The sequence below is a fragment of the Krasilnikovia sp. M28-CT-15 genome (assembly GCF_047159595.1).
GTDB lineage: Bacteria > Actinomycetota > Actinomycetes > Mycobacteriales > Micromonosporaceae > Actinoplanes.
Window position 1 is genome coordinate 5,116,246 of record NZ_BAAGAK010000001.1, and the last position, 26,457, is coordinate 5,142,702.

Consider the following 26,457-nt stretch of genomic DNA (forward strand, 5'->3'; position numbering starts at 1 on the left):
ACCACGTCAGGAAACGGTCGACCGGCCGGCGGAGACCGGGTCCCGGCACGGGACCGCCTACGACACCGGCTGTCGTGGCCCGTCCGTCAGGCGCGTCCGTGGGACGCATGGCGCCGCTGTCTCGACGCCGCGGTACGAGCTCGGTAGAGTTGTTCCCCCGGTTTCCCCGGCCAAACGGCCGGCGACACCGCCCGGGCGCTGCCCGCTCTGCTCGTCTACCTCGTCGGCTACGCGGTCACCAACGTGGGCGCGTTCGCCGTCGTAGCCGCCGTGCCCGACCGGCGGACGCTCGACGACTATCAGCGCTCGCCCGGCGGCGACCCTGGCTGACCGCCGCCCTGGTCGTCTGCCTGCTCGGCCTGGTCGGCACGCCACCGACCGCCGTGTTCGCCGGCAGACTCACCGTCTTCAGCGCCGCCTGGGACGGCGGCATGGGCTGGCTCGTCGTGCTGGCCGCTGCCAACACGGTGGTCAGCCTGTTCTACTACCTGCGCTGGCTACGTCCCGCCTTCACGGGCACGCCTGGGCACCTGGCCTCCGAGAAGGATCGGACTCGCCCGGCGACCGTGGTCGCAGTGATCGCCGCAGGCGCGACGGTCGTCGTCGGTGTCGACGCCGGCCCGGTGATCGACGCGGTCGGCCACGCCGTCATCCGCTGACCGCCGAGACGGTCCTCACGCTGCTTCAGGAAGCGGACCAGGGGCGGGTCGGTTGCAGCACCGCCTCGCGCAGGGCAGCGGTGCGCAGCCTGGTCACGCGCTGATACTCGGGGTCGGCCACCATACGGCTGAACGCCTCCCGGCTCGGGTAGCGCACGAGCAGCACCGCGTCCCATTGCTGACCCTCCTCGGCCACCAGGGCGTCGTTGCCGTCGCCGGCGTACAGGACCTTCGCGCCGTAGCGAGGCATGAAAGTCTCCCGCAGGACCCGCGCGTACTCGGCATAGGACTCGCGGCCGCCGTCGGCGAAGCGCAGCAGGTTGAGCATGACGACGGGACCACCGGGGTCGGACCGGAGGAAGTTCTTGAGGTCCTCGCCTCGCGGGTCGACGGCCATGCGGCTACCTCCTCGACGTCCGTACCTCGATCCCCGATCTTATCCGGATCTCCGCGGGTGCGAGGTGGCCGCCGACCCGCGGCGCCCGTGACGACGACGCAACGAAATGGCGCGCCGCGGTTGAACAGGATCGGACGCGGTAAGTCTGGAAGGGTGCTTTTCTGCGTGTCTCAGGGTGGTGGTGACATGGATCGCCTCGCACAACGCACCATGCTCGTCTCGCTTCTGCTCGCATCCTGCCTGCTGTCAGGCTCGTGCAGCCTGTCCGGCGGGGATGATCCAGAGCCCCGCCCCACGAGGACCACCATCATGAACACCATCGAGGCGAGTGACGTGGGAGATCGTCTGACCCTCACCGCTGTCGTGGTCCGGGTCCTGACGGCCTCGTCTTTCGTCGTGCACGACGTCGATCTGCCCGACGACGGTTTGCTGGTGCTCGGTGGAAGCTTGACGTCGATGCACCCTCGGGACCTGGTGACCGTCGCCGGAACGATCGACATTTTCACCTTCGAGCGCTTCCGCGGGCGGTTCGTCCTGGCCCCCGCGCCGTCGTATGACCGGTTCGAAGGCCGGAAGGTGCTGGTCGCGCACGATGTGCGCTCGTGGGCGGCCGCGGAACACGACAAGAGACCGGTGCCGGTGCCGCCGCGGTGACGAGGCCCGTGCGGTGTCACCGCCGCGGGGAACGGCTGCGCGGGCGCGCCGGCACGATCGGGTGCCCCGCCGGGTGGCTCGAGAACAGCCGCCACGCCAGCCACAACGGGCGCCGTGGAGTGCATACCCGCGGCGGTGGCCGGCACATCAGTGGACCGGCTCGTCCGGTGCCCGGCCACGGAGCGGCAGCGCCGGCAAGGCGCACGCCGCGGATATGGCCTGCGGGACGGTGCCGAAGGTGGGTGTCGTCGCGGCCAGGCGCATGGCGTGCGAGACCGCGCGCATCAGCTCGGACGGCGCCGCCAGCAGCACCTCGCCGCCGCACTGAAGGGCCGACCGCCGCGCTCGCAGGACAGCACCCATCACGATGGGGTCGATCGTCGCGGTACGGGTGAGGTCCACGATCACGACCGCATGCTCCGTCACGGCCGTGTCCAGTGCCGCCTGCAGGTCCCCGGCGACCTCGATGTCCAGATCACCGACGGCCCGGACCAGGCACGCCGCCCGGGTCAGCTGCCGCGAGACCCGCCCCGTCGTGCGGGTTCGGCTCTCCCGGCGACGACACCGGGACCGGGCCGCGCGACGAACGGGTCTCGCATGTTGCACACCGGTGGGGACCCCGGGCGAAGGCAGAACCGGTCCAGCCGATCTCAGCGACGGCGACGTAGACCACATGCGCGTCGTGCAGCCCGCACCCGCTGGCGGCAGCGACGCTTCCACACCCGCGACAGATGAGATGCACGCCCGCGCCTGCCGCCACCGCAGTCATGGCCACGTCGCCCGATGACCTCGCACAACGGTCGAGGCCACGGTTACGGCTTCTCGTCGGCATGCGGCAGGTCGACGTAGAACTGTCCCACGGACAGGCCGACGCGGAAGGAAACCCGGTCGGACCCCGTCCCGGCGTCGAGAGTGACCACCGTATCCACCACGCCGGCGGCTGCCGGCAGCTGGTGAACCCCACGCACCGTCGGCAGGTGCGGCTCGAGGCGGCGCTCACTCCGGCTCTCCGTGTTACTGAGAGTAACCACCAGTCGAGGATCGCCCGCCTGACCCGCCGGTGACCCGTAACCGACCCGGTAGCCGGGACGTTCGCCGTCGAAGGTGAACACCACGCGGTCGTAGCGTTCGTGGTCTTCGACCGCTACGCCGGTCAGTTGGGCAGGCGCTGCCGCGGTGGCGGCGCCCGCGCCGCGGCGCGCCGTCGTCTTCCATTCGGGGCCGGTGATCGAGCTGTCATCCCCCGCCGACCGGACCGACGTGACAACACAGCCCGCCGTCAAGGCCGTCAGCAGAATGACGCCCGCAGCGATCGCCGTCGTTCGTCCTGTCCGCGGGTCCATAGCAGCGAACGTACGTCCGGCACTCGGCGAAAGCCGCACGGCACCATGTCAATCCTGTGACTGCACAGCGTGCGGGCCACGGACGACCGTCGGTTCACCCTTGTCATTTAACTGTCACGAAGCCGGGGGCCTACCGCCGCATGCGCCCGGCAGTCTGGTCGACACAAGCGCAACCTCTCGCGTGGAGGTGTGGTGAACGGCAGCGGGATCCACATCGTCCGAGGCTTGTCGCTCAGCGACGGACACCGGACGGATCTGGCTACGGCGGGCGGGGAGGTGCCGCAGTGACCGCGACGAGTCTGCTCTCCGCCGTCATGATCGGCCTCGTCCTCGGCACCTTGGCCGGTCGGCTCGTGCCGGCCCGTCGCAGCGTGCCGTTCTGGCTGCCCGTGGCAGCCGGCGTGGGCGCCGCCGTGCTCGGCACCGTCGTCGCCCGCCTCGCCGGCGTGGACGACTCCCCGGTGAGCCCCGTGGAATTGGCGCTCCAGCTGATCCTCGCCGGCCTCAGCATGATCGTCGTTGCCCTCACCGCGGACCGGCGGAGGCCACAACGAGACAGGCAAGCTCCGATAACAGTCGTACCGCGCACCGCGGGAACCGCGCTCCTGATCTGCGACCGATGCGGAGAGCACGACAACGCACCGGCTTCACCAACGACAGCGACGTGGTCTGGCCGCTGGTCGCCCACGCCGGCTGGGCAGGCTCACCCGTCGCGGGCGGACCCCACAACTGCCCCCGGTGCGCCGACGGCGCCACGGAGCCGGTTCCCCCGGTCCGCGACTCGCCCACACCGGCCCAGGGTCCGGCCTACGCCGTCGTGGTTCACCACGGCCTGGACGCCGTCGTCGTCACCCCACTGGTCGACATCGACGCGGGCTCGACGCCCTGCGATCCGGGTCGGCCCAGGCCGCCACCGACGACACGAGTGTCGTGCTCGTCCACCCCGCGGCACAGGTACAGGAGCAGCCCCGCCGCCACGATCTCACCGACCTCATGGACACCTCCGCCGCCCCGGTAGGAGCAGAGTCGGGAAGGTCTGGGGTGGCGGGAAGAACGCGCCGTCACAGTCATCCCGCATACCCGCCCGACCAGTACCGGTCACCGCACAAACCGCGCCGTCGCGCGCCATGTCGCATCTCTCCAGGAGAGTCGCATCTCTCCAGGAGATAGGTCGTTCGCCATGATGAAGATAAGGGCGGTGACCGCGACCGTTTCCGCGATCGTCGCGATGGCCGCGGTGAGCGGGTGCCAGACCGAGGACCCGCAGGCAATTCCCGGCGACCCCCAGGCGCCGTTCCAGGAAAGCATCATGGGAGCCAACGCGCGCGTGGGTCCCGTCCGGCTGATCGGGGCGCACGTGGACGCACCACCGGACGTGCGGTAGCAGCCCGGGGACCAGGCCCGGCTCTGGTTCACCGTCTTCAACCAGGCAGCGACCGCCGACGTGCTGCGTACGGTGCGCAGCCCGGTCGCCGGGCACGACGCAGATCTACTGGGATGCCGACTGCGACGGCACCGGCACCGCCGTGCCGGCCCTGACGCTTCGGCCGGTCCAGCCCAACCCGGCGACGGCACTATCCGGCGTCCCCCCGTTCGACGCCTACCACGTCCAGCGTCTCGCGCTGAACCGGGAGATCCTCGCGGGCACCACCATCCCAGTCACCTTCACCTTCGACCACGCCGGCTCCGTCACGGTGGAAGCATTGGTGCAGCCGAGCAATGCCGTCCGGCCGGAGCCCAGCACCAGGTGCTACGCCGGCACTTCGGTCGCCCCCTCCGTGGGAACGGACATCAGTCCAGCTTGAGCACCACGAACGCCAGCGAATCCAGCGACCGCACGACGCTGCTGAGGCACGCCAGATCGACGGGTTTGGTGGCATACCCCTGCACCGGCAGGTTCTCACGGCGCAGGATGCGCTCGGCGACGGGCGAGTCGACCAGCAGAACCACCGGCATCACGGCCGCCGGATGATTCCCGAGATGGCGCAGCAGATGACGGCCGTCCCGGCCCGGCAGATTGATGTCCAGCAGGATGACGTCGGGCGCCGGGACATGCGCGTACGGCGGATCCCGGCGGAGGAAGGCCAGGGCCTGCGGCACGGTGCGAACGATGTGAACCCGGTTCAGGACCTTGTGAGTCTCGAGCATCTCCCGGATGTAGAGCTCCTCAGGGGGATCGTCCTGGACCAGAAGAAACTCGACCGTGTCGGCCCCCGTCAACGACTCTCCCCCGATCAGTCAGCGAGCATTCGGCCGACTTTAGGCTCGCTTCTGCACGGTTTCCGCACGACTTCATGACGATCGGATGACGGAAGACCCTCAGTCCTCCGCCTCGCCCTCCCAGCGCGCCAGGCGGTTGCTGACGTCCGGCACGCCGGGAGTCGCTCAGGTCAGATCGTGCCGCCGGGCGGCCGTTGTTTCACCGCGCCGAGCGGTGAACCCGCCGACGGGGTAAGCAGTGGTGCATGTTCTTCGACAAGCTGGCAGACCTGGGGCGGATCAGCCTCATCGGTGTGCTCACCTACCTGCTGCTCATCGCCGTCCTGCGGATGTCCGGCAAACGCACGCTGGCCAAGATGAACGCCTTCGACCTGGTCGTCACGGTGGCTCTCGGGTCGACGCTGGCCACCATCCTGTTGTCCACCGACGTGTCGTTCACCGAGGGCGCCGCCGCGCTGGTCCTGCTGGTCGTCCTGCAATTCGCCGCCACCTGGCTGTCGGTGCGCTGGTCGCCGCTGCGCGAGGCCCTGAAATCGGCGCCGACGTTGCTGGTGCGCGACGGTGAACTGCTCGTCGACGCGATGCGCCGGCAGCGGGTCACCGACAACGAGATCTATCAGGCCGTCCGATCTCAGGGCATCGGCGATCTCGGCGCGGTCGCCGCGGTGGTGCTGGAGACCGACGGCACGTTCAGTGTCATCTCCGAGCAGCAGGCCGGTGCCCGTTCAGCGCTGTGGGACGTCGACGCTGCCCGTCCACGGAACGAGCCGGCCGCGGAGAGTGCGTGACCATACGCTCGCGCGTCCGCGCACGGCGATCAGAGCTGAACGGCCGGAGTGGCGGACATGTCGCCGATCGCCTTGTGACGATCCGGATAGAGGGGGAAGACAGCGTCGAGCATGGTGGCGGTCAGCGTACGCCGAATCGCGGTCCTCGGTGCTGCCAGGCACAGTTGGTGGCCCCGGCGGCCAGCCAAGCGGCGCGCCTCGACGAGAGCGCCGAGCGAGGCACAGTCGATCAACGTGACGTTCGCGAGATCGACCACGATGTCGGTGTCGCGTTCGATGCCGTGGTGGAGGCGCTCGCGCAGTGTCTCGACCGCGCCGAGGTCGATCTCACCGTGCAGTTCGACCACCGTGACCGAGGCGTCGAAGACCATTCGCACTTGGATACGGCACTGCTCCACGGTGTTCTCCTCACGTGCGGCGTCCCGGTACCTCCGACCTTGCCGTGTGGGCATGGAGCTCCCTCCGCGAACACGTGACGGATCGATGAAAGGCGCCGAGTGGCGGCCTGGAGCTGTCGCTGAGGCATCGTCGTGGACGTGTCACACGATCGTGTCGAGACCACCACCGGGCGCGTCAGGCTGGAACGACCGGGGAAACAGTGATCACTGGAGGCAGCGTGCGTACCTTCATCGCCGTCATCGCCGTGCTCACCGCCGGCTTCGGCGTCTTCTTCTCGGTGAGTTGGGTCATTCTCGTCGGCGCTGCGGCTCTCGTGGTCGCGGTCGTCACGGGTGCGCTGGCAGCTCCGGCCACACGCCAGCGACGCTGCCAGCCGTCGTCGCCGCGGGTCCGCCGTGCCGACCCTCATCGTAGGTTCCTCAGCGTGACAAGCTGCTAGTTTCGGCTGCCAGGACCAGCCCTGCCTGGTGTGAATCTGCCTCACTGGACGACGCCAGAGTGAGCTTCCCCCACGGGATGTGGACACCGGTTATGCCGCGACGTGGGTCAGCGTAGCCGGGGTGAGGCTTTGTTCGTAGTCGGCGGGGCTGCGGTATCCGAGGGCGGAGTGTCGGCGGCGGTGGTTGTAGAACGCGATCCAGCGGAAGGCGTCGCGGCGGGCATCGGCCTCGCAGACCCAGCGGCGTCGGTCGACGTCGAGTTCGCGTTTGAGGGTGGCGAAGAACGCCTCGGCCAGGGCGTTGTCGAACGACGATCCGATCCGGCCTCTCGACCTGCGGACGCCGTATCGGCGGCAGGCGTCGGTGAAGGCGGTGCTGCCGTATTGCTTCAGTTCAACCGGTCGGAGTGGAAGATCATGCCGTGGACCTGGTGTCCGCGGGCGGCGACCGCCGCGTGTAGGGCGTCGATAACCAGCTCGGCGCGCATGTGGGTGTTGATAGACCAACCGAGCAGCCGCCGTGAGTAGATGTCAATGACGGTGGCCAGGTAGAGGACACGACCTGCTCGTGCTCGAATCGGGCATCGCCGCCGCCGACGTGGTCTTCCACCTCGTCGCCGTCACCATCGTGTTGTCGATCGTGCTGCACTCCTCGACCGACGTGGTCGTGGCGCGCTGGTTCGACGACGCGGCCGAGACACCCGCCTGGCACGGCGTGCTGCGGCGCACCGTCCGGGCAGTACGCCGCTGATCACCGCAGCCGACGTTATCGTGGTGCCATGCGCGCCGGTGATGTGGCAAGGCCGATGAGCACGGTGACCGAAGATCTCCCGGCTCGTGAGGCGGTCAAGGTGCTCGCCGCCCAGGACCTTCCCGGCCTGATCGTGGTCGACCCGCGTAACCGGCCGTTGACCGTCCTGGCCGGAACTCAGCTGCTCCGGCTGGCGTTGCCGGCCTACTGCCAGGACGACCCGGCGCTGGCACGAGTGGTCGACGAGGCCGCCGCCGACCTGATCCTCGACGGGCTCGGCGAGCGCACCGTCGCGGACCTGCTGCCCCGTACGCGCCCGGAGCTGCCAGCCGTGGACGCGGCTGCGACCGTGCTGGAGGTAGCGTCGGTGATGGCCCGCTCGAACGTCCCCCTGGTCGCGGTCGTGGCCAAGGACAAGACCATGATCGGTGCGATCACCCTTGACGGGTTGCTCGACCGGATGCTCGGCACCTGATCCCTGGGCCGGCCCGCGATCATCAGAAGGCGAAGAAACGCAGCCACAGGTACGGCACGGCCAGCGCGATCGAGATGACGGTCACGATCAACCCGTACCGGGTGAACTGCCAGAAGCTGATTCGGTGACCGGCCCGCGCGGCCAGGCCGAGCACGACCACGTTCGCCGAGGCCCCCACCGCGGTGGCGTTGCCGCCCAGGTCGGCGCCGAGCGCCAGCGCCCACCAGAGCACCTGCGCCTGCTCCGTGCCGCCGTTCGCGTGCACGAGGTCGGCGACGATCGGGCTCATCGTGGCGACGTACGGGATGTTGTCGACGATGGCCGACAGCACCGCGGAGGCCCCGAGCAGCAGCAGGGTCGCGGGCCACAGCCTGCCCTCGACCGCGCCGACGGCGGCGTGCGCGACCTGCTCGACGACCCCCGTGGCGACGAGCGCGCCGACCATGACGAACAGACCCGCGAAGAAGATCAACGTGGGCCACTCGACGTCAGCGGCCACTTCGTGGGCATCCAGACGAGACAAAGCGAGCAGCAGCAGCCCGCCCAGCAGAGCGACGACGGACGGTTCAAGGCCGAGAACGGTGTGCAGGCCGAAGCCGGCCAGCACCGCGGCGAGCACGGCCAGGCTCAGCGTGGCCAGCCGCGGGTCGCGGATGGCATCACGCTCGCGTAACGCCATGATGTGCTCGGCCCGCTGCGGGTCGTAGCGGAACGCCGCCCGGAACATGACCCGGACCAGGACAACCAGCACGAGCAGCATGATCAGCGCGAACGGGGCGAGCACGCTCAGGAAGTCGTTGAAGCTCAAGCCCGAGCGGCTGGCGATGATGATGTTCGGCGGGTCTCCGACCAGCGTGGCGGTGCCGCCGATGTTCGAGGCGAGGACCTCGGCGATGAGGAACGGCACCGGCGGCACACCCAGCCGGTCACAGACCAGCAAGGTCACCGGGGCGACCAGCAACACCGTGGTCACGTTGTCCAACCCTGCGGAGAGGATCCCGGTGACCAGCAGCAGGATCACCATGATGGGAAACGGGCGACCGCGGGCCTTCTTCGCGGACCAGATCGCCACGTACTCGAAAAGGCCGGTCCGCTTGAGCACCGCGACGATGAGCATCATGCCCATCAGCAGGAACAGGACGTTCCAGTCGACGCCGGCCTCGGGCGAGAAGAACGCATGCTCGGCGTCGGTCGCACCGACCGCCAGCATGAGTGCGGCGCCGGTCAGGGCAACAGCGACCCGGTTGAACCTCTCGGTGGCGATCAGCACATACGCCACGGCGAACACCACGACCGCGAACCAGGCGTGCGCGCTCACTCAGCCGTCATCTTCGTCATCGGTGCTCCCAGGAAGTGCGCACCCCCTGGGAGGGCGCAGCCGCTATGACCCGCCGACCAGACTTCCCGGCACACCACTGACCAACCTACCAGCTGACGCGGCGCGCTCACGCCACGCGATCCGGATGGACAGGTCCTCCACCGCGCGCCCGGCGGGCCTCCCCGACCGCCCAGTCGATGGCCTGCCGACCGCTCAGCCGTTTCTGCGCACCTCGAATCCGACGCCGTCCAACGACCGGACAACGGAACCAGGGCGGGCGAAGTCCACGGGCCTCCGCGCATACGCCTGCACCAGCCGTGCCCTCACGCGCACGTTGTCCTCCGCAGCCGGGTGAAACGAGTAGCAGGACGACCGGAACGGCCGGGTTTCATCGCGCGAGCGCAGACACTCCAGCACCACGTTCCCCGGCCAGGGGAAGGTGGAGGTTCAGTAACACGACATCGGGGTCCACGCGTGCGCCAACGGTGGTGCGCCGACCAGACCGGCAACGGCAGACCGCGCCCTGTTCCAGGGTTCACAGCCGCGCGGTGTTGACGTCCTCGCCGAGCAAGACCGCGCCGACGGTCTCCCGCACATCTGGTCCGACCATCGCGTGCTGTGCAGCAGCGTGCACGTCACGGAAGTGACGCTGCAGCGGACTCGACGCGTACACCGACGTCCCGCCTGCCGCTTCGTACATCAGGTCCACCGCCTGGGTCGCGTTCCGGGCGGCCGTCGCAATCGCCAGCCGTAGCCGGGCCACAGCGGTCACGTCACGCGGACCGGCCGCCGACACCTCGCCCAGCAAATATGCCAGGCCCGCCGCGCGTAGCGACTCCGCCTCTGCCACCGCCGACCGCACCCATGACTTCCCGGCCAACCATTGACCGCCTACCGGATCCCGTTTACTTCTCGCCAGCGAGGTGAACTCCTCGATGGCCCTGCGCGCGACGCCCAACGGTACCGCTGCAATACCCAACGCCAGAATCGACAGCGCAGGAAGCCCGGACACGGCACTCTCCTGCCGTGGTTCATCGGCCAGCGAGAAGCTGTGGTGCTCGGCCACGAACACGTCACCCGCCTCGATGTCGTGGCTGCCCGTGCCCCGCAGCCCGGACACATCCCAAGTGTCATGCACGGTTAACGCCTCCGCCGGCATGATCATCATGCGGACGGCTGGCCGGTCCCCAGCCACCCGGCAACCCCCGACCAGCCACGTCGCGTGCTCACATCCGCTGGCGAATGGCCAGCGTCCGCGCACCCGGTAACCTCCGCCGACCGGCGTTGCGGTGCCGAACGGCGCGGCCACCCCCGCAATCATGAACCGCCGATCGGCGAGCATCGCATGGGCCACCTCCGGCTCCAGGAAGGCCAGAGTCATGCTGGTCGCGGCCGCGATCATCGCAACCCAGCCGACGGAGCCGTCGGCATAGCCAAGTTCCTCGCACACCCGGGCGAACGAAACCGGCCCGACGTCCAACCCACCCACACCGCGCGGAGCAGCCAGCCGGAACACACCGATGTCAGCCAAGCCGTCCACGACGTCTCCAGGAAGCGTGCGCCCTCGCTCAATCTCGGCCGACCGAACCCGAACCCGTACACCGAATTCCCGGACCTCCTCGACCAATCCATCCATCAGAGCTTTGTACCCGGTATGCCTGGCCGCTGCACACCGAAAACCAGGACATCGACTCGTCCAATGCAGAAAGGCCCGATCGCTCGGCTCGATGGCAGCCAGGTTCCAGGGCGGCTCGGGGCCTGCGAGTACAGCGTTGCGGCCCTCCGTCGGACCGCATCATCAGGTCCAGTTGCCGCCCAGGATGCCGATCGACCTCTGATGTGGACTGGAACCCTCACACCAGTCCTCCCCGAATGCACCCGCTCCGGGGGCGCCTGAGCCACGGACGTTGAGGCAGTTGCCCACCCGTCACGAGCAATCCCTGCCCCGCCCCGTGCTGTCGGCGCGGCCCCGTCTCCCGGGCATTCTCAGCAAGGGCCTTCTGCGCCATGTCAGTCAGGGCGGACCACCACGACTGGGCAGGTCGCGTGGTGCACGCAGGACTGACTGACCGAGCCCAGCAGCGCGCCGGCAAAACCGCCGTGCCCATGGCTGCCCACCACGAGAAGGTCCGCGTCCTTGGCCCGATCAAGTATGACCTCGGCTGGGTGGCCGCGCAGCACCTGACGCTGCACAGGGATCCCAGCAAACGCCGCAGACACCTCACTGATCGCATCGGCCAGCCGTTGGTGCGCTGTACCGGCCAAGTCTTCACCATCGCGTACTGTCGGGCCAACTCCGAAGCTGTCCGGGACCTCCCACGCAATGACGGCCTCCACCAACCCGCCGATCGCGATCGCCTGGCCCAGTGCCCACCGCAGCGCCTTCCGTGACGTCGCCGAACCGTCGACGCCGACGACGATCCGCGGCACGGCTCGCCCACCACTCGTCATTTCAACCTCCTCGCGATACCGTCACCTCACCGTCACCCCGGCCATGGGGGACAGCCAGGGGCAACGGTCCTCCGCACCGGTGACTTCCGTACCGCGAGCTGTGTAAGCCCACGGACTCCGCGGGACTGACGGGTGCGCAGACGATCTGCGCACTTCACCAGAATCGCAGCACGTCAATGTCGAACGGACGATCTCCCGGACTCACCGACAAGGCCCTGCGCCGGACAAGGTCGGCGCTAGCCGTGCAGTCCCAGAGGTCGTGGCGGCCCGCCCACGTCCATGCCGGTCGTGCCGAGACGCCGCCGACTTGCCTCAGCGGGACTATCTCGCTAACGGTGTTTCCGGCGGTCTTCAGTAGGTCTCAGCGGCCGGGAAGCGGTCGCTGAAGGTGATGGCGAAGGCGTTCAGGGCGGGTTTCCAGCGCATCGTCCATCGGGTTCGGCCGGTCCCGGTCGGGTCCAGGGACCGGGTCACGAGATACAGGCACTTTAGCGCCGCCTGTTCGTTCGGGAAGTGGCCGCGGGCTTTGATCGCCCGCCGGTAGCGGGCGTTCAACGACTCGATCGCGTTCGTGCTGCACAGCACCTGCCGGATCTCCACGTCGTAGTCGAGGAACGGGATGAACTCCGACCAGGCGTTGTCCCACAACCGGATCACTGCCGGATACCGGCCGCCCCACTTCTCGGCGAGGTCGTCGAACGCGGCCCGGGCGGCAGTGGCGTTGACCGCGGTGTAGATCGGCTTGACGTCGCGTTTCAGCTCGTCCCAGTACTTGCGGGAGGTCAGCCGGAACGTGTTGCGGATCAGATGAATGATGCAGGTCTGCACCACCGTGCGCGGCCACACGTTCGTGACCACCTCCGGCAGCCCTTTCAGGCCGTCGCAGACCAGGAAGAACACGTCCTTGACACCCCGGTTACGCAGGTCGGTCAGCACGCTCATCCAGAACTTCGCGCCCTCGCCACCGGTGCCGGCCCACAGGCCGAGGATGTCCTTGTCCCCGTCGAGGGTGACCCCGATCGCGGCGTAGAACGGCCGGTTCGCGACTTGACCGTCGCGGACCTTGACCACGATCGCGTCGATGAACACCGCCGCGTAGATCGCGTCCAGGGGCCGGTGCGACCAGTCGGTCATCTCCTCGATGACCTTGTCGGTGATCCGGGAGATCGTCTCCTTCGACACCGACGCCCCGTAGATCTCGGCGAAATGGGCACTGATCTCGCCGGTGGTCAAACCTTTCGCGTACAGCGACAACACGACCTCGTCGACGCCGGACAACCGGCGCTGCCGCTTCTTGACGATCTGCGGCTCGAACGTGCCCGCCCGGTCCCGGGGCACGTCGATCTCGACGTGCCCCGTCGCCTCGGTCAGCACGGTCTTGGACCGGCTGCCGTTGCGGATGTTGCCCGACCCGGCACCGGCCGGATCGTGCTTCTCGTAGCCCAGGTGCTCGGTCATTTCCTCGTTCAACGCGGTCTCGAGCACCGTCTTGGTCAGCTGCTTGAGCAGCCCGTCTGGCCCGGTCAGCGCCAGGCCTTGTTCCTTGGCCAGCCGTACCAGCTCGGCCGCGGCCTGTTCCTCCGCCGACGGCTCGGGCTTCTTCTTCCGTGGGGTCACATCGTTCAGTGTCGCGGTCATCACGGCACCCTCCTCGCCGGGCTACGCCCGGCGGGTCAGGCCCGAAACACCGTTAGATCCAGTGTCAACCTTGGACTGTCTGGCGGGCTCGCTCCACCTGTTTGTTGCCTTCGTGGCTGTTGTAGGTTCTGCGGCCCGCCAGACCTCAAGGACCGGCCGGTATGGCTTGAGAGGAGCGTGTCAGCGCCCGACTGGGACATGCCTACCGACCGGCCCGCGCCCCTCGGTCAAGGAGACGCACTTCCATGGTGGTCATCGGCATCGACGCGCACAAGCGCACCCACACCGCCGTCATCATCGACGGCAACGGCCGGCAAGTCGCGGTCAAGACCTGCGGATCAACCAGCAAAGATCACCTCACGCTGCTGCGGTGGGCGGCCAGGCACGACCCCGACCGCGTCTGGGCTCTCGAGGACTGCCGCAACATGACCCGCCGCCTCGAACGCGACCTACTCGCCGCTGGCGAACGCATCGTCCGTGTCCCGCCCAAGCTCATGGCACACGCCCGCGATGCCGCCCGCACCTACGGCAAGTCCGACCCAATCGACGCCCTGGCCGTCGCCCGCGCCGCGCTCCGCGAGGACGGACTACCCGTCGCCCACCTCGACGGACCCGACCGCGAGATCCGCCTGCTCGTCGACCACCGCGAAGACCTGATCGCCGAACGCACCCGCGCCGTCAACCGCCTCCGCTGGCACCTGCACGAACTCGACCCCGAGTGGGATCCGCCTGCCCGGTCACTGGACCGGGCCAGCAACCTCAACCGAGTCCTTCACCGGCTGACGACCCTGCCCGGCACCGTTGCCCGGCTCGCCGCCGCGCTCGTCGAGCGATGCCGGCAGCTGACCGACGAGATCAACGCCCTCGGGGCGGAGATCAGCAAACTCGCCCAGCAACTGGCACCCACACTGATCGCACTACCTGGCTGCGCTGCGTTGACCGCCGCGAAGATCCTCGGCGAAACCGCTGGTATCGCGCGCTTCCGGTCCGCGTCGGCCTACGCCCGCCACAACGGCACCGCCCCGCTTCCTGTCTGGTCGTCCAACCGTTCCCGGCACAGGCTCAGCCGCACCGGGAACCGCCAGCTCAACGCCGCCCTGCACCGCATCGCGATGACCCAGGCCCGCTGCCACCTGCCAGCACAAGAGCTGATCGCCCGCCGCAAAGCCGGCGGCGACGGCGGCATGGAAGCCCTTCGCGTGCTGAAACGACGCCTCTCCGACGTCATCTACCAAGCGCTACGCGCCGATACGGCTGCTTGACAGAGGAGCAATCCACAGTCCCCCTTGATCGACTAGGCCGTGTCCTGTCGATCATCGAAGCCAGATCAGGGCGGCGACGAGCAGTAGTGATGAGCGGTAGAGGGCGGCGCGTTTGGCGTAGCGGGTGGCCAGCGCTCGCCATTGTTTGAGCCGGTTGAAGCAGCGTTCCACGACGTTGCGTTGCCGGTAGACCTGCTTGTCGAAGGCCGGTGGTCGCCCGCCGCGGCTGCCCTTGGCAGCACGGCGGGCGACTTGGTCGCAACGTTCAGGAATGGTGTGGGCAATCCCTCGGCGGCGTAGCCCGTGGCGGGTGCGGTCGTGGGCGTAGGCCTTGTCCGCGATCAGCATGTCCGGCTTCTTGCTGGGCCGTCCCGGTCCGCCGTTGTGCACCGCTATGGCGTCGAGCAGCGGGAACAAGTGCGGGTTGTCGTTGGCCTGCCCTGCGGTGAGCAGCACGGACAACGGTCGGCCACGGCCATCGACGGCCAGGTGGATTTTGGTGGTCAGGCCACCCCGCGAGCGGCCCAGCGCCTCACCGTCCTGCGCTGGTATCGCGATGCCGCCGGCAGATCCCCCTTTTTGCGGGCTCCCGCAGCGTGCTGATGGGCACGCACGATGCTGGAGTCCACGCTGATGATCCATTCAACCGGCTGGCCGTCGTCGTAGACCTGCGCACGGGCCAGGATGGAATCCCAAGTCCCGTCATCGGTCCACCTGCGCAACCGTTCATGACAGGTCTTCCACGGCCCGTACCGTTCCGGCAGGTCCCGCCACGGCGCCCCAGTGCGCAGCTTCCACAGGATCCCGTTGATCACCTGACGATGATTGCGCCATCGCCCCGACCTGCGGCCAGGCTCCGGTAACAACGGTTCGATCACCGCCCAGGCCTTGTCCGTCAGCTCACCACGCCCAACACCCGACACATCAACCAGAACTGATCAACTGATCGACAGGACACGGCCTAGGCGGCGGGTGGAAGATGCCGGGGGATGCCGAGGGATGCCGTCATGGCCCGTGACCCTCGTGGCCGGGCGCCGCGGTGAGGCCGGTCCTAGCTTGATCTTTAACCCGTGCGCCGTGGCCGTGGGCTATTCGAGGTCCACCAACACCCCTCTTGAGCGGCAGCGGCCGTATCCCCTCCCGTTCGGCGTCCGGGTTGGGCACCTGCCGGCAGAGAATGTTGTCGTACGGTGCGCCTACCGTAGCGGTCATGGTTTCTGACTTCACCGCCGCGTGGGTGCCGTACCAGCCGGGCCGGGAGTTCACCGCCGCCGCGGCGGTGGCGATGCGCTGGGCTGAGGATCACGCCGTGCGGCGCGGCCTGCCCGCGGTGCTGGTCACAGATCGCAAGGGCGAGTATCACGGCGAGGCCCTATTCGAGCCGTACCGGAAGGGCCGGCACGCCTCGCCGCGCTCCCCGCGCGTTGACGTACGCCCGGGGGCGGTGATCGCCCACCTGCCCACCCCGGAGGCGCTCGAGGTGGCCACCCAGCTGGCTAGTGGCAACGCCCTGGTCGTGGTCGAACATCCGAGCCCGTGGCGGCTGGCTGGCTGGGCCGGCGTCGTCGGTGCGCTCGACCTCGACACCGGTGAGCCCACCGCACTGGACCCGCGACTGCGCGAACACCTGGACGAGCTGGTGCGCTACGGCAACAACGGCTACGCCTGCGGGTACGGCCGCGACGGAGCCCACCGGGTGCTGGCCGATATGGCTGCCGCCAGCCTGCTCGATCGCGACGTCGTGCTCAGCGCGCTGAGCGCCTCCGACGTCTCCCCAGCCGCTCAGCAGGTCATCGCCGACCTGATCGACGAGGTCGCTCCGCTAGCGGCCCGCCGCTGACCTGCCCAAAAGACCTGCCTAAAAATCTTGAAAAAGGAGTGGCGGGTAATCGGGGCGGCCGCACATAGGAGAAGACGTCCGGTGAGTCCCTTCAGCGGGCGCACCGAACCGAGAAGGGCCCCATGCACCCGGAAGCCGAGAAGCCGACGGACGCGGTGGCGGGATCGGGACTACAACGAGAACCGACCCGCCGCGACGCCGCTGTCCCCGCTTCCTGGCTCGCCGACTTCACCGGCACCCGCGAAGACCAAGACTTGGACGAGACCGTCCGCGCGCTACGCCGGCGCGAACGCCTCGCCGAGGACGCCGACCTGGTCGACTGGCTGCGCCGGTCCGGCTTCACCGGCAACGACTACGACCTGTTCGCCACCGAGCTGGCCCGCTACGGCTACGCCGTCACGGTGGCCTGGATCCGCAAGGGCGCCATCTTCGGCAAGTGCCGCGAACGTGGCGCCGGGCTGCCCGAGCCGCCGCCCGGCGCACTCAACCGGCCGGACGTCGCCGAGGAACTCGCCAACGAGACCGTGGCCACCGCGCTGCGCACGTTCCGCAACACGGTGCTGATCCCTGGCCGCTGGAACCCCGCCCGCGGCGCCTCGCTCAAGACGTTTTTCATCGGCCAGTGCCTGTTCCGGTTCCCGAACATCTACCGCGCCTGGCTACGCACCGAAGTGCACCACCAGGAGCTGCTCGTCGACGAGCTCACCGTCTTCGACCGGCCCGACCCCGGCGGCGGGCCGGTCGACCCGGCCCAGGTCGTCGCGCTGCGCCAGGAGGTCGACGTCCTGCTGGCCGGCGCCCCGCCACGCACCCGCACCATGATGGCGCTCATCTGGGCCGGCTACACCCAGGCCGACGTCGCTTGCCTACTGAACCTGACCGAGAACGCCGTCCAGAAGGCGCTGTCCTACTACCGCACCCGCCTGACCCGCCTACCCGACCGCCAGCCCGCTCAGTCCCGAAGGGGGGCATGACCCGCCCATGCCGCAGCCCGCCCCCGACCACCACCTGCGATCAGCCGCGTCAACCGGCAAGTCCGCGAAGTCGACCATTCAAGCCAAGATCGAGCGCTCGTCGCTCGGCACCGCCGACGCCCGCGCGATGCGCGCGCGTACCTCCACCGCGACCGCTCGCGCCATCGTCGCCCGGGCGGCCGGCACCACGGCCCGGACCACCCACACCAGCCTCGCCCGAAAAAGCCGTAAAACCAGTGGCGGGTAAACGCCCGGCCAGCACATACGCCTACGGCAAGAGCGGCCCAACAACGAGGCCGCCGCAGCGAAGGAGATGATCCTCATGACTCGAGGCGGTTCCCGCAGCGTGTCCCGCAGTGCCGGCACCGGCCGGTTCGTCAGCAGCCGCACCGCGGCCCGCTCGCCGCGGACCACCACGACCGAGCGTGTCGGTCGCGGCACCAGCAACAGCCAGACCGTCAACCGCAGCGCCAGCACCGGCCGATTCGTAACCGCGGCCACCGCGGCCCGGCACCCCGGAACGACGATCACCCAGCGCGTCTGACGCGAACCCCGACCGGCTGAGCCCTTTCCCCACCAGGGGAGAGGGCTCACCGTCGTTCGGGCCTCGGCAGCCGCAGCAGTTCACCGCTGGTCACGGCGGCGCACCGCGTGCGCGCCAGCACGGTACCGGAGCCTGCGTCCGGGAAGCCCGACTCACACGGTGACTGCGGCCGAACGCTGACGAGCGCGAACGGAGACCAGGCGACCCGGACCAGCCGGATCCCCCTCGGCCCGGCCTTCATCGCGGCGACCGTCGTGATGCTGGCGCTGCTGGCCCTCGCCCGGCCCTGACCTCAGTACCGGGGCCGCAGGTACTCCGGGGTGACGTCGGCGGGCCGCTGACTGGGGATCCCAAGCAGCCGCTGTTCCTCGTCCCGCAGCGTCTGCGCGGCGACGTCCCGCGAGCGCCGGGGCCCGCTGACACGACCGGTACGGGTAGGGCGTGAGGCCCGGTGCCCGCGCCGGGCGATCCGTAGCCGCAGCGGCTCGATGATGTCGTGGATCCTCTTGCGCATGTGCCCTCCCCCGATGGCGTCCGCTGCCCGGCGTTCACTCGATGGCTGGTGGCGGTGTTTCCCTTTCGACGTCGTGGACCTGCGAGATGCCGAGCGGCGGTCATGATCGACAATCTGGCTTCATGATCCGTAAGGGTTCGTCGAGGCTCAGCTCCTTTCTCACTCCCTGACACAGATATCGCTGTCCACGGCCGGTTTGTGTGTCAGCACACGTGCTGCATCAGGACCACGTGCCCGCGTCACGGCACCACGGCCGGTCGGGCATCGATTCAGGCGTGCGCTTCGGCGACCGCGACGGGTGGGCGCCCGGCACGCCGTCACGGGGGGATCACGTCGTGCCGGGCGCGACTGGGCGGGCCAGGCACCCCCCGTTCGCGCGGTCACCGGACTGCAGGTGGTCGTCGGCGCTGTCAGGGTCCTCCCACAGCCGGTCGGCGAACCGGTCGTTCAGCTCGGTGGCCTTGGCCTGCGCGGCCAGCGTCGCGTCGGGCTTGAGGGTGCGCTTGTCGGTGACCGGGTCGGCGTCGTACACCCGGATCGGGCGCTGTTCGGGCAGCTTCTGCGCCAGGTCGATGGCCGACATGCGTTTGGTGCCCGAGGTGCTGGTGCCGGGGCGGTGTCCCTGCGCTGCGAGCGCACGTCCCATAGTGATCCCTGGTCGTGTTCGACGGCGAGGGTGGGGTCGTCGAGCCGAACCCCCAATGGCTACCCCTGCCACCGGCCGGTAGCAGGCAAAACCGCTCCAGCAAGCGGGGAAAACTCAGCGTCATGCACATGCTGTTGCCAGACCTGGCAGTTGGCCCGGTTGGATTCGGCGCGGCCGCGGCCCCATCACAACCGCTCCTGAGCAGGTTCGACAGCGAGCAGCGTCAACAGGCCTTCGACCGGGACGACGTAGCTCTTGCCGATCCGCAGAACCTTGACGGGAAAGGTCCCTGCCTTCACGAGCCCATAGGCGGTGGTCCGTCCGATCTGCAAAACCGAGGCAGCTGTGGTTATGTCGGTCGCCAGCCCAAGCCGGCGAACCTCCTCGACCGTCCATACACGCTTGGACATAGCAACTCCCCACGCTTCGTCATCGACGCCGTCAAGTCCCCTGCCGCTGCGGCCGACGTCGGATCAAGCGCATCACGAGGCAGCCACCGTGAACCAGATGCCGGGGAATGCCGAGGGGTGCCGGGGAATGTCGCGTTCATGCGGCGCGCACTACCGGACCGCGCGCCGCCACGTTGCAGGGGATGCAGGGATCCGGCGCCGCTCAATACGAGGCCTCCGATGGTCGGCCCACGACCAAGCCCACAGCGACCGACCCACCGGTGCCTGGGAAGTCCCGGGCACCGGCCGCTACGCTGCGTCATCGCGCAACGCGGAGTCCATCAGCTCCGCAGCCCTACGCTCGCTCTCCGGCAACACGTGCGTGTAGACCTCGCGCGTCGTACGCGCGTCGGCGTGCCCGAGCCGCTTCTGCATGACGTGCTCCGGAACCCCGGCATCCGCACCGGCCGTGGCCGACGTGTGCCGGGCGTCGTGCAGCACGATCACCGGCACGCCCGCCGCGAGGCAGGCGTCCTCCCACATGTCGGTGAAATACCTCGGGTAGTACGGCTCCCCGTCCTCGCGGCAGAACACATAGTCGCGGTCGTGATAGATCAGGCCTGCCTCGGCCTTCTCCTCGTCCTGGCGCGCCTTGTGCTCCCGGAGCACCTGCACCATCGCTGGCCCGATCGCGATCGCCCGGCGGCTCTTGCCCTTCGGCGACTTCTCGACCACCTTGTTCCCGGAAATGGTTCGCTGCCAATGGATGTAGACGATCCCCTGATCAAGGTCGACCTTGGACCAGCGCAGCCCCGCGACTTCACCCCTTCGTGTACCGGCCACCACGGCCAACGCCCACGCCGCATACATACGTGCATCACGATGGAACTTCAGGAACTTCTTCGACTCCTGCGGCGACCAGACGCCCTTACGGCCGTTGTTGTCGCGCTGCGCCGGACGAGGCTGGCGAACACCCTCGATGTTGATGCCCAGGTCCTGGAACGCTTTCATCAGCACCCGATGCACCGTGCGCACCGTCGTCGGGGACAACGGGCCACCGCGCCGGGCGCCGGTACTCAGCAGCGTCTTGTACATCTCGTGGATGACCCGTTTGTCGACCGCATACAACTGCCGCCCGCCGATCTGCGGGTTCACGTACATCCGGAACAGGTTGCGGTAGTTGTCCAGCGTGGTCTCCTCGACGTCGAGTTCACGCTCGGAAAGCCAGCCGGCGAGTTCCGCAGCGACACTGCCGTCCGCACCGATCGCTGCCTCCCCGTATGCCTTACGCGCCTCGGATTCCGCCTTCTCGGCCTCGGTATCGGTGCGGAACCCTCGCCGCTTGTACTGACGGCGCTTACCGTCATCGCCGACCGGTAGGTCGATCACGAAGTACCAGAGCGTCTTTCCGCCTGCGAGTTGGTACGAGCCGATGGTCATCGAGGACACCTCCGTGGTCACACGAGTGGAGCGATGACATCGACGCTAGCCCGCCCTGTGACCACGCCTGTGACCACAAGATCCACTGGAGCGATCTTGGACAAGCGATGAGCGTGAATGAAAAAAGCCGTTGACCAGGACTTTCGTCCTCGTCAACGGCTTGAAAAAGCTGGTCGGGCTGACAGGATTTGAACCTGCGACCCCTTGACCCCCAGTCAAGTGCGCTACCAAGCTGCGCTACAGCCCGTAACCCCACCCCAATACCGGGGTGCGGCGACTCCGAAAGCTTACCAAGGGGGCACGGAAACCCGCGCACCGGCATCCCTACCCGTGCGCCTTACCCCGTCCCCCAGGCCCGGTCTTTTTACGCGGACGAACGGACACCTCGATCGGCGTGCCCTCGTACCCGAACTCCTCGCGCAGCTTGCGCTCGACGAACCGCAGGTATCCGGCGTCCAACGGCCCGGTCGTGAACAGTACGAACCTCGGCGGCGCCACCCCGGCCTGGGTCGCGAACAGCACCCGAGGAGCCCGGCCGCCACGAACGGGGTGGGGGGTGGCCTGGGTGAGGGCGGTCAACCACTGGTTCAGCGCTCCGGTCGCGACGCGCTGCTCCCAGGACGACAGCGCACGCCGCAGCGCGGGAGCGAGCTTGTCGACCGCGCGGCCGGTCTTTGCCGAGATGTTGACCCGGATCGCCCAGGGGATCCGCTTGAGGTCCCGGTCGATCTCCTTGTCGAGGTAGTACCGCCGGTCCTCGTCGACAAGGTCCCACTTGTTGAACGCGATGACCAGGGCCCGCCCCGCCTCGATGACGGAGGTGAGGACCCGCTGGTCCTGTTCGCTGATGGTCTCGGACGAGTCGAGCAGCACGACTGCCACCTCTGCGGCTTCAACCGCGCCCGCGGTCCGCAGGGAGGCGTAGTACTCCGTGCCGCTCGCCTGGTTGACCCGCTTGCGCAGCCCGGCGGTGTCGACGAACTGCCACACCTCGCCGTCCATCTCGACGAGGCTGTCGACCGGGTCGACCGTGGTGCCGGCGACCGAGTCGACGACGGCGCGCTCCTCCTTGGCGAGGCGGTTGAGCAGGCTGGACTTGCCGACGTTGGGGCGCCCGACCAGGGCGACCCGGCGGGGGCCGCGGGGGCCGCCTTCGATGATGGGCGGGGCGGGCGGCATGGCTTCGAGGATCGCGTCGAGCAGGTCGCCGGATCCGCGGCCGTGCAGCGCGCTGATCGGGTGCGGCTCGCCGAGGCCGAGGGACCAGAGTGAGGTCGCCTCGATCTCCAGGTTCTGGTTGTCGGCTTTGTTGGCGATCAGGATGACCGGCTTGGAGCTGCGCCGCAGCATTCTGACCGCGGCCTCGTCGACGTCGGTGGCGCCGACGGTCACGTCCACCACGAAGATGACGACGTCGGCGGTCTGCACCGCGATCTCGGCCTGGGCGGCGATGGCGGCGGCCCGGTCCTTGGCGTCCGGCTCCCAGCCGCCGGTGTCGACGACGGTGAAGCGGCGTCCGTTCCACTGGGCGTCATACGGTACGCGGTCCCGGGTCACACCGGGCACGTCCTCGACGACGGCCTGGCGGCGCCCGATGATCCGGTTGACCAGCGTCGACTTGCCCACGTTCGGGCGGCCGACGACGGCGACGACGGGGGCTGGGCCGGTGTCGGCCTGGTCGGCGTCCGGTGCGGCAGAGTAGTCGTCGATCTCGAACTCGGAGAGATCAACCGGGAAGTCGGTCACGAATGTGCCTTGCTGTTCAGCATGTCGAGCAGGTGGGATACGACCTCGTCGATGCCCATGCCGGTGGTGTCCACCTCGACGGCGTCGTCGGCCTGGCGCAACGGGTCGGTGGTGCGGCTGGAGTCGAGCCGGTCGCGGCGGGCCAGGTCGGCCTGGGTGGCGGCGACGTCGGTGGCGTCCTCGGCGCTGCGCCGCTGGGCGCGGGCCGCGGCGGACGCGGTGAGGTAGACCTTGAGGTCGGCGTCGGGGGCGACCACCGAGGCGATGTCGCGGCCCTCGACGACGATGCGCGGGGCACCGGCGATGAGGGCGCGCTGCTGCTCGACGAGCATGCGGCGTACGGCGGGGACGGCGGCGACCGCGGAGACCGAGCCGGTCACCTCGGGGCCGCGGATGGGGCTGTCGACGTTCGTCCCGTTCGCGAAGAAATGCGGCGCGACAGGGTCCGTGCCGATGGACAACTCCGTCTCCTGTGCGATCTTGGCGATGGCCTCGGGGTCCTGCAGGTCGACTCCGGCTTGCAGCACGGCCCAGGTCACCGCCCGGTACATGGCGCCGGTGTCGAGGTAGACACCCTCGAGAGCGGTGGCGAGACGCCGGGAGACGGTGGATTTACCCGATCCGGAGGGGCCGTCGACGGCCACCACGCACCTCGCCGGCCGTACTTGTTCCGACACCGTTCCTCCTCAGTCCCCGGGTCACCAACCCTCCTATTGTGCCCGGCGTTGCCCAGCGCCGCGGAGTCAGTCCCCGACGGCCTTGAACAGGGCTCCGATCTCGGCGTTCGACAGGTGCCGGAAGCCGCCGGGCCGCATGTCGCCGAGGCGGATCGGGCCCACCGCCGTACGGATGAGCCGGCTCACCGGATGGCCCACCGCGTCCAGCATCCGCCGCACGATGTGTTTGCGCCCCTCGTGCAGGGTCACTTCGATCTGGGCGGTCTTGCCGAGCGTGTCCACCAGCCGGAACGTGTCGACGCGGGCGAACCCGTCCTCGAGTTCGACCCCGGACAGCAGCTGGCGGCCGACGCTGCGCGGCAGCGGCCCGGCCACCTCGGCGAGGTACGTCTTGGCGACCCCGAACGACGGGTGCATCAGCTTGTGCGCCAGCGTGCCGTCGTTGGTGAGCAGCAGCAGTCCCTCGCTGTCGGCGTCGAGCCGGCCGACGTGGAAGATGCGCTGCTCGAATGTGCCGAGGAACTCAGCCAGTTCGTTGCGGCCCTTCTCGTCGTCCATGGTGGAGACCACGCCGCGCGGCTTGTTCATGGCCAGGTACACCATCTTGGTGTCGGTGATCAGCCGCTGGCCGTCGACGTGGATCTCGTCGGTGTCGGGGTTCACCTTGTCGCCGAGCTGCGCGACCCGGCCGTTCACGGTGACGCGGCGGCGGAAGATCAGGTCCTCGCAGGCGCGCCGGGAGCCGACTCCGGCGGTCGCGAGGACCTTCTGCAGCCGTACGGAGGTGGCCGGGTCAGCCTGAGGCATCGAGCACTTCTTCCACGTCGTCGGGTAGGAACGGGGCCAGCGGGGGCAGTTCGTCGACCGAGTTGAGGCCGAGCTTCTCCAGGAACAGGGCGGTCGTCCGGTACAGGAACGCCCCGGTTTCGCGCTCGGTGCCGCACTCCTCGATGAGGCCGCGGGTCACCAGGGTACGCATCACGCCGTCACAGTTCACACCGCGGATGGCGGAGATGCGCGAGCGGGTCACCGGTTGCTTGTACGCGACCACTGAGAGTGTTTCCAGGGCGGCCTGGGTGAGCCGCACGGACTGCCCGTCCAGCACGAACCGCTCGACGTACCGGGCGTACTCCGGCCTGGTGTAGAGCCGCCAGCCACCCGCGGCCCGGCGCAGGTCGAAGCCGTGTCCCGCCGCGGTGTAGCCCGCGGCGATCTCCTCCAGCGCGGCGGCGACGCGCTCGGCGGGCTCCTCGAGGATCTGTGCGAGCTGCAGCTCGGCGACCGGTTCGTCGACGACCAGCAGAATCGCCTCCAGGGTGGCGCGCAGCTCGGCATCGGCCATCGGCTCAGCCTGGACCTCGGCCACCGGCTCAACCTCGGCCTGAGCGTCGGCCGCCGGCTCAAGCACCGCCTCGGCGGCGGGGGGTGGCCCCTCGGCTCCGGCGTCCAGCAACCATTCGGCCTGGGTGAGATCGACAGGATCGGCGAGATCGGTACGCGGCTCCCCCGCCTCGCCGGCGACCAGGGCCTCGACCGGGGAGCCCGGCTCGTCCGTCACGACGGGTTCGGCGCCGTCGACCAGGTCCGGCAGGGGCGGGTCATCGACCGCGGTGGGCCCGGTCCCCTCATCCCCGGCAGGCGCCTGAGTCTCGTCGTCGGAGTCCACCTCCCACTCCTCGACCGCGTGTGCTTGCTGGTAGGCACGGTCCGGCGGGCGGTGCGGGCGTTCCCAGGGGGGCACCCACGAAGCGGCCTGCTCGGCCAGGGAGTCGGGTCGCTCGTCGGTCATGACGTCTCCTGCGCTGCGGCCGGGGCGGGGTCGGGCTTGGGCGGGGTGCCCTCGTAATCGTCGATGTCGAGCTCCACGGCATCGGCGTCGTCACCGCCGGTCCAGCGCACGGTGAGTTCGTCCAGCGAGACGGGTTGCTCGAACTCGACCAGGCCCTCGCGGTACAGCTCCAGCAGGGCCAGGAAGCGGGCCACCACTTCCAGGGTGTTGTCGCAGTCGGCCACGAGCAGCCGGAAGGTGGCGCTGCCGGCCCGGCGCAGCCGTTCGCGCAGCAGACCGGCGTGCTCGCGGACGCTGACCCGGACCTGGTGGATGTGCGCGATGGACACCTGCGGCGGGCCGGGCTTGGGGGTGAACTGCTTGATCGCCAGCTTGAGCAGCCGCTGCGCGCCGATGCCGAGCACCAGGTCGGGCAGGGCCTCGGCATACCGCGGCTCGAGGGAGACCGCGCGGGGCCAGCGCCGGGCGCCGGTGCCTTCCAGTTCGGCGAGGTGGGCGGCAGCCTCTTTGAACGCCTTGTACTGCAGCAGGCGGGCGAACAGCAGGTCGCGGGCCTCCAGCAGGGCCAGGTCCTCCTCGTCCTCCACCTCGGCGGCGGGCAGCAACCGGGCCGCCTTGAGGTCGAGCAGGGTGGCCGCCACCAGCAGGAACTCGCTGGCCTCGTCGAGGTCCCAGTCGTCGCCCATGGCCCGGATGTACGCGATGAAGTCGTCCGTGACCTGGTGCAGCGCCACCTCGGTGACGTCCAGCTTGTGCTTGCCGATGAGCTGCAGCAGCAGGTCGAACGGGCCCGTGAAGTTGTCCAGCCGCACCGTGAAGCCGCCGGGCTCGGCCGAGGACGCGCCAAGAGCCGACGCGTCAGGCTCACCCGGCGACGCGTCAGGCTCACCCGGCGACGGGACCCCTGGGGGCCCGTCGGGTTCGGCCGCGGCGGGCTCGGTGGAGGGTGACTCTGGCACGCGTTGACCGTAGACCACCGGCCCGACAGCCTGGTCAAGGCTCACCTGCCGACCCCCACACCCTCGGAAACCACGTCTTGATCATGCCAACGCGTGAGCTGGATGGCGGTGACTGGTGACCGGCCACACGGCCGGAGGCAGGGGG

At 69.1% G+C, this 26,457-nt stretch carries 33 protein-coding genes, 1 tRNA gene and 1 pseudogene; 13 read left to right on the plus strand and 22 right to left on the minus strand.

Going from position 1 to position 26,457, the window contains the following annotated elements; translation table 11 throughout:
• The first annotated feature begins 107 nt into the window (after positions 1-107).
• Complete coding sequence (locus ACMCNO_RS23445; protein WP_412751609.1) at positions 108-659, plus strand: proton-conducting transporter membrane subunit; 552 nt, start codon at positions 108-110, stop codon at positions 657-659.
• A 25-nt stretch (positions 660-684) separates the two neighbouring features.
• On the opposite strand, the gene ACMCNO_RS23450 is transcribed toward ACMCNO_RS23445, so the two are convergent.
• Positions 685-1,056: a DUF1330 domain-containing protein gene (locus tag ACMCNO_RS23450; RefSeq protein ID WP_412751610.1), complete on the minus strand. Its 372-nt coding sequence runs from the start codon at positions 1,054-1,056 to the stop codon at positions 685-687.
• Positions 1,057-1,242: 186 nt separating this feature from the next.
• Between ACMCNO_RS23450 and ACMCNO_RS23455 the strand changes: the two genes are divergently transcribed.
• Positions 1,243-1,710, plus strand: a complete 468-nt coding sequence (locus ACMCNO_RS23455; RefSeq protein WP_412751611.1) for a hypothetical protein — start codon at positions 1,243-1,245, stop codon at positions 1,708-1,710.
• Positions 1,711-1,857: 147 nt separating this feature from the next.
• Here the strand turns inward: ACMCNO_RS23455 and ACMCNO_RS23460 are convergent, their stop codons facing one another.
• Together ACMCNO_RS23460 and ACMCNO_RS23465 are read right to left on the minus strand one after the other, a co-directional pair.
• On the minus strand, positions 1,858-2,385 hold the full coding sequence (locus tag ACMCNO_RS23460) for an STAS domain-containing protein (protein ID WP_412751612.1): 528 nt from the start codon (positions 2,383-2,385) through the stop codon (positions 1,858-1,860).
• A 137-nt stretch (positions 2,386-2,522) separates the two neighbouring features.
• Positions 2,523-3,053, minus strand: a complete 531-nt coding sequence (locus tag ACMCNO_RS23465) for a hypothetical protein (protein WP_412751613.1) — start codon at positions 3,051-3,053, stop codon at positions 2,523-2,525.
• 1,198 nt (positions 3,054-4,251) lie between these two features.
• Here ACMCNO_RS23465 and ACMCNO_RS23470 point away from each other — a divergent pair.
• Complete coding sequence (locus ACMCNO_RS23470; RefSeq protein ID WP_412751614.1) at positions 4,252-4,437, plus strand: hypothetical protein; 186 nt, start codon at positions 4,252-4,254, stop codon at positions 4,435-4,437.
• A 407-nt stretch (positions 4,438-4,844) separates the two neighbouring features.
• On the opposite strand, the gene ACMCNO_RS23475 is transcribed toward ACMCNO_RS23470, so the two are convergent.
• Positions 4,845-5,273, minus strand: a complete 429-nt coding sequence (locus ACMCNO_RS23475; protein WP_412751615.1) for a response regulator — start codon at positions 5,271-5,273, stop codon at positions 4,845-4,847.
• A gap of 245 nt (positions 5,274-5,518) precedes the next feature.
• Between ACMCNO_RS23475 and ACMCNO_RS23480 the strand changes: the two genes are divergently transcribed.
• On the plus strand, positions 5,519-6,061 hold the full coding sequence (locus ACMCNO_RS23480; protein ID WP_412751616.1) for a DUF421 domain-containing protein: 543 nt from the start codon (positions 5,519-5,521) through the stop codon (positions 6,059-6,061).
• Between the two features lie 29 nt (positions 6,062-6,090).
• Here ACMCNO_RS23480 and ACMCNO_RS23485 read toward each other — a convergent pair whose 3' ends face one another.
• The gene (locus ACMCNO_RS23485) at positions 6,091-6,432 is read right to left on the minus strand and encodes an STAS domain-containing protein (RefSeq protein ID WP_412751617.1); all 342 of its coding nucleotides are present in this window, start codon (positions 6,430-6,432) and stop codon (positions 6,091-6,093) included.
• A 245-nt stretch (positions 6,433-6,677) separates the two neighbouring features.
• On the opposite strand from ACMCNO_RS23485, the gene ACMCNO_RS23490 reads away from it, so the two are divergent.
• On the plus strand, positions 6,678-6,899 hold the full coding sequence (locus ACMCNO_RS23490) for a hypothetical protein (protein ID WP_412751618.1): 222 nt from the start codon (positions 6,678-6,680) through the stop codon (positions 6,897-6,899).
• A 90-nt stretch (positions 6,900-6,989) separates the two neighbouring features.
• On the opposite strand, the gene ACMCNO_RS23495 is transcribed toward ACMCNO_RS23490, so the two are convergent.
• Together ACMCNO_RS23495 and ACMCNO_RS23500 are read right to left on the minus strand one after the other, a co-directional pair.
• On the minus strand, positions 6,990-7,292 hold the full coding sequence (locus tag ACMCNO_RS23495) for a transposase (RefSeq protein WP_412753782.1): 303 nt from the start codon (positions 7,290-7,292) through the stop codon (positions 6,990-6,992).
• Positions 7,289-7,477 (minus strand): DDE-type integrase/transposase/recombinase, encoded by a 189-nt coding sequence (locus tag ACMCNO_RS23500; protein ID WP_412753783.1) that lies wholly within the window; start codon positions 7,475-7,477, stop codon positions 7,289-7,291. Before ACMCNO_RS23500 ends, ACMCNO_RS23495 begins: the two co-directional genes overlap by 4 nt.
• Here ACMCNO_RS23500 and ACMCNO_RS23505 point away from each other — a divergent pair.
• Both ACMCNO_RS23505 and ACMCNO_RS23510 read left to right on the plus strand, forming a co-directional pair.
• Positions 7,456-7,650: pseudogene (locus ACMCNO_RS23505) on the plus strand (sodium:proton antiporter); the annotation flags it as partial. The gene ACMCNO_RS23500 and the pseudogene ACMCNO_RS23505 overlap by 22 nt on opposite strands.
• Before the next feature lie 55 nt (positions 7,651-7,705).
• Positions 7,706-8,125: a CBS domain-containing protein gene (locus ACMCNO_RS23510; RefSeq protein WP_412753784.1), complete on the plus strand. Its 420-nt coding sequence runs from the start codon at positions 7,706-7,708 to the stop codon at positions 8,123-8,125.
• Positions 8,126-8,147: 22 nt separating this feature from the next.
• Here the strand turns inward: ACMCNO_RS23510 and ACMCNO_RS23515 are convergent, their stop codons facing one another.
• The 4 genes from ACMCNO_RS23515 to ACMCNO_RS23530 all read right to left on the minus strand — a co-directional run bounded on the left by ACMCNO_RS23515 (position 8,148) and on the right by ACMCNO_RS23530 (position 13,532).
• Positions 8,148-9,443 carry an ArsB/NhaD family transporter gene (locus tag ACMCNO_RS23515; protein WP_412751619.1) on the minus strand — a complete coding sequence of 432 codons (1,296 nt, stop codon included), beginning with the start codon at positions 9,441-9,443 and terminating at the stop codon, positions 8,148-8,150.
• Positions 9,444-9,978: 535 nt separating this feature from the next.
• Positions 9,979-11,079, minus strand: a complete 1,101-nt coding sequence (locus ACMCNO_RS23520) for an acyl-CoA dehydrogenase family protein (RefSeq protein WP_412751620.1) — start codon at positions 11,077-11,079, stop codon at positions 9,979-9,981.
• A gap of 374 nt (positions 11,080-11,453) precedes the next feature.
• Positions 11,454-11,873, minus strand: coding sequence for a universal stress protein (locus ACMCNO_RS23525; protein WP_412751621.1), 420 nt, complete (start codon positions 11,871-11,873; stop codon positions 11,454-11,456).
• A gap of 372 nt (positions 11,874-12,245) precedes the next feature.
• Entirely contained in the window at positions 12,246-13,532 is a 1,287-nt protein-coding gene (locus ACMCNO_RS23530) for an IS256 family transposase (RefSeq protein WP_412751622.1), read from the minus strand.
• Positions 13,533-13,777: 245 nt separating this feature from the next.
• On the opposite strand from ACMCNO_RS23530, the gene ACMCNO_RS23535 reads away from it, so the two are divergent.
• Positions 13,778-14,794 carry an IS110 family transposase gene (locus tag ACMCNO_RS23535; protein WP_412747779.1) on the plus strand — a complete coding sequence of 339 codons (1,017 nt, stop codon included), beginning with the start codon at positions 13,778-13,780 and terminating at the stop codon, positions 14,792-14,794.
• 51 nt (positions 14,795-14,845) lie between these two features.
• Here the strand turns inward: ACMCNO_RS23535 and ACMCNO_RS23540 are convergent.
• Positions 14,846-15,717 (minus strand): IS5 family transposase gene (locus ACMCNO_RS23540; protein WP_412751204.1). Its coding sequence is split into 2 segments (ribosomal slippage): positions 14,846-15,334 and positions 15,337-15,717, totalling 870 coding nucleotides; the frame shifts between segments, so codons are not numbered across the junction.
• 287 nt (positions 15,718-16,004) lie between these two features.
• Between ACMCNO_RS23540 and ACMCNO_RS23545 the strand changes: the two genes are divergently transcribed.
• The 5 genes from ACMCNO_RS23545 to ACMCNO_RS23565 all read left to right on the plus strand — a co-directional run bounded on the left by ACMCNO_RS23545 (position 16,005) and on the right by ACMCNO_RS23565 (position 18,442).
• On the plus strand, positions 16,005-16,634 hold the full coding sequence (locus tag ACMCNO_RS23545; RefSeq protein ID WP_412751623.1) for a hypothetical protein: 630 nt from the start codon (positions 16,005-16,007) through the stop codon (positions 16,632-16,634).
• Between the two features lie 122 nt (positions 16,635-16,756).
• Positions 16,757-17,608, plus strand: coding sequence for a hypothetical protein (locus tag ACMCNO_RS23550; RefSeq protein ID WP_412751624.1), 852 nt, complete (start codon positions 16,757-16,759; stop codon positions 17,606-17,608).
• A gap of 7 nt (positions 17,609-17,615) precedes the next feature.
• A complete protein-coding gene (locus tag ACMCNO_RS23555; protein WP_412751625.1) occupies positions 17,616-17,855 on the plus strand; it encodes a hypothetical protein in 240 nt (79 codons plus the stop codon).
• 75 nt (positions 17,856-17,930) lie between these two features.
• Entirely contained in the window at positions 17,931-18,152 is a 222-nt protein-coding gene (locus ACMCNO_RS23560) for a hypothetical protein (RefSeq protein ID WP_412751626.1), read from the plus strand.
• A gap of 107 nt (positions 18,153-18,259) precedes the next feature.
• Positions 18,260-18,442, plus strand: a complete 183-nt coding sequence (locus ACMCNO_RS23565; RefSeq protein ID WP_412751627.1) for a hypothetical protein — start codon at positions 18,260-18,262, stop codon at positions 18,440-18,442.
• 2 nt (positions 18,443-18,444) lie between these two features.
• Here ACMCNO_RS23565 and ACMCNO_RS23570 read toward each other — a convergent pair whose 3' ends face one another.
• The 10 genes from ACMCNO_RS23570 to ACMCNO_RS23615 all read right to left on the minus strand — a co-directional run bounded on the left by ACMCNO_RS23570 (position 18,445) and on the right by ACMCNO_RS23615 (position 26,330).
• Complete coding sequence (locus ACMCNO_RS23570; RefSeq protein WP_412751628.1) at positions 18,445-18,666, minus strand: hypothetical protein; 222 nt, start codon at positions 18,664-18,666, stop codon at positions 18,445-18,447.
• Positions 18,667-18,994: 328 nt separating this feature from the next.
• Entirely contained in the window at positions 18,995-19,312 is a 318-nt protein-coding gene (locus ACMCNO_RS23575) for a hypothetical protein (protein ID WP_412751629.1), read from the minus strand.
• A 185-nt stretch (positions 19,313-19,497) separates the two neighbouring features.
• Positions 19,498-19,722 carry a helix-turn-helix domain-containing protein gene (locus ACMCNO_RS23580; protein WP_412751630.1) on the minus strand — a complete coding sequence of 75 codons (225 nt, stop codon included), beginning with the start codon at positions 19,720-19,722 and terminating at the stop codon, positions 19,498-19,500.
• 288 nt (positions 19,723-20,010) lie between these two features.
• On the minus strand, positions 20,011-21,141 hold the full coding sequence (locus ACMCNO_RS23585; RefSeq protein ID WP_412751631.1) for a tyrosine-type recombinase/integrase: 1,131 nt from the start codon (positions 21,139-21,141) through the stop codon (positions 20,011-20,013).
• A gap of 170 nt (positions 21,142-21,311) precedes the next feature.
• Positions 21,312-21,388, minus strand: a tRNA-Pro gene (locus ACMCNO_RS23590).
• 77 nt (positions 21,389-21,465) lie between these two features.
• On the minus strand, positions 21,466-22,887 hold the full coding sequence (der, locus tag ACMCNO_RS23595) for a ribosome biogenesis GTPase Der (RefSeq protein ID WP_412751632.1): 1,422 nt from the start codon (positions 22,885-22,887) through the stop codon (positions 21,466-21,468).
• Positions 22,884-23,564 (minus strand): (d)CMP kinase, encoded by a 681-nt coding sequence (cmk, locus tag ACMCNO_RS23600; RefSeq protein ID WP_412751633.1) that lies wholly within the window; start codon positions 23,562-23,564, stop codon positions 22,884-22,886. The genes der and cmk overlap by 4 nt, the downstream gene beginning before the upstream one ends.
• Before the next feature lie 66 nt (positions 23,565-23,630).
• Positions 23,631-24,371: a pseudouridine synthase gene (locus ACMCNO_RS23605; protein ID WP_412751634.1), complete on the minus strand. Its 741-nt coding sequence runs from the start codon at positions 24,369-24,371 to the stop codon at positions 23,631-23,633.
• Positions 24,358-25,353, minus strand: a complete 996-nt coding sequence (gene scpB, locus ACMCNO_RS23610; RefSeq protein WP_412751635.1) for an SMC-Scp complex subunit ScpB — start codon at positions 25,351-25,353, stop codon at positions 24,358-24,360. The genes ACMCNO_RS23605 and scpB overlap by 14 nt, the downstream gene beginning before the upstream one ends.
• Positions 25,350-26,330: a segregation and condensation protein A gene (locus ACMCNO_RS23615; RefSeq protein ID WP_412753785.1), complete on the minus strand. Its 981-nt coding sequence runs from the start codon at positions 26,328-26,330 to the stop codon at positions 25,350-25,352. Before ACMCNO_RS23615 ends, scpB begins: the two co-directional genes overlap by 4 nt.
• Positions 26,331-26,457 lie beyond the last annotated feature (127 nt).

Bases quoted from the DNA above. Each gene is read 5' to 3' on its own strand.
- ACMCNO_RS23605 (WP_412751634.1), bottom strand. From the start codon at position 24,371: ATGCCTCAGGCTGACCCGGCCACCTCCGTACGGCTGCAGAAGGTCCTC.
- ACMCNO_RS23585 (WP_412751631.1), bottom strand. From the start codon at position 21,141: ATGACCATCGGCTCGTACCAACTCGCAGGCGGAAAGACGCTCTGGTAC.
- ACMCNO_RS23520 (WP_412751620.1), bottom strand. From the start codon at position 11,079: ATGGATGGATTGGTCGAGGAGGTCCGGGAATTCGGTGTACGGGTTCGG.
- ACMCNO_RS23550 (WP_412751624.1), top strand. From the start codon at position 16,757: ATGCACCCGGAAGCCGAGAAGCCGACGGACGCGGTGGCGGGATCGGGA.
- ACMCNO_RS23580 (WP_412751630.1), bottom strand. From the start codon at position 19,722: ATGTCCAAGCGTGTATGGACGGTCGAGGAGGTTCGCCGGCTTGGGCTG.
- ACMCNO_RS23570 (WP_412751628.1), bottom strand. From the start codon at position 18,666: ATGCGCAAGAGGATCCACGACATCATCGAGCCGCTGCGGCTACGGATC.
- ACMCNO_RS23450 (WP_412751610.1), bottom strand. From the start codon at position 1,056: ATGGCCGTCGACCCGCGAGGCGAGGACCTCAAGAACTTCCTCCGGTCC.
- ACMCNO_RS23545 (WP_412751623.1), top strand. From the start codon at position 16,005: ATGGTTTCTGACTTCACCGCCGCGTGGGTGCCGTACCAGCCGGGCCGG.
- ACMCNO_RS23455 (WP_412751611.1), top strand. From the start codon at position 1,243: ATGGATCGCCTCGCACAACGCACCATGCTCGTCTCGCTTCTGCTCGCA.
- ACMCNO_RS23445 (WP_412751609.1), top strand. From the start codon at position 108: ATGGCGCCGCTGTCTCGACGCCGCGGTACGAGCTCGGTAGAGTTGTTC.
- ACMCNO_RS23465 (WP_412751613.1), bottom strand. From the start codon at position 3,053: ATGGACCCGCGGACAGGACGAACGACGGCGATCGCTGCGGGCGTCATT.
- ACMCNO_RS23510 (WP_412753784.1), top strand. From the start codon at position 7,706: ATGAGCACGGTGACCGAAGATCTCCCGGCTCGTGAGGCGGTCAAGGTG.
- ACMCNO_RS23555 (WP_412751625.1), top strand. From the start codon at position 17,616: ATGCCGCAGCCCGCCCCCGACCACCACCTGCGATCAGCCGCGTCAACC.
- ACMCNO_RS23560 (WP_412751626.1), top strand. From the start codon at position 17,931: ATGACTCGAGGCGGTTCCCGCAGCGTGTCCCGCAGTGCCGGCACCGGC.
- ACMCNO_RS23480 (WP_412751616.1), top strand. From the start codon at position 5,519: ATGTTCTTCGACAAGCTGGCAGACCTGGGGCGGATCAGCCTCATCGGT.
- ACMCNO_RS23485 (WP_412751617.1), bottom strand. From the start codon at position 6,432: ATGGTCTTCGACGCCTCGGTCACGGTGGTCGAACTGCACGGTGAGATC.
- ACMCNO_RS23460 (WP_412751612.1), bottom strand. From the start codon at position 2,385: ATGTGGTCTACGTCGCCGTCGCTGAGATCGGCTGGACCGGTTCTGCCT.
- scpB (WP_412751635.1), bottom strand. From the start codon at position 25,353: ATGACCGACGAGCGACCCGACTCCCTGGCCGAGCAGGCCGCTTCGTGG.
- ACMCNO_RS23575 (WP_412751629.1), bottom strand. From the start codon at position 19,312: ATGGGACGTGCGCTCGCAGCGCAGGGACACCGCCCCGGCACCAGCACC.
- ACMCNO_RS23530 (WP_412751622.1), bottom strand. From the start codon at position 13,532: ATGACCGCGACACTGAACGATGTGACCCCACGGAAGAAGAAGCCCGAG.
- ACMCNO_RS23535 (WP_412747779.1), top strand. From the start codon at position 13,778: ATGGTGGTCATCGGCATCGACGCGCACAAGCGCACCCACACCGCCGTC.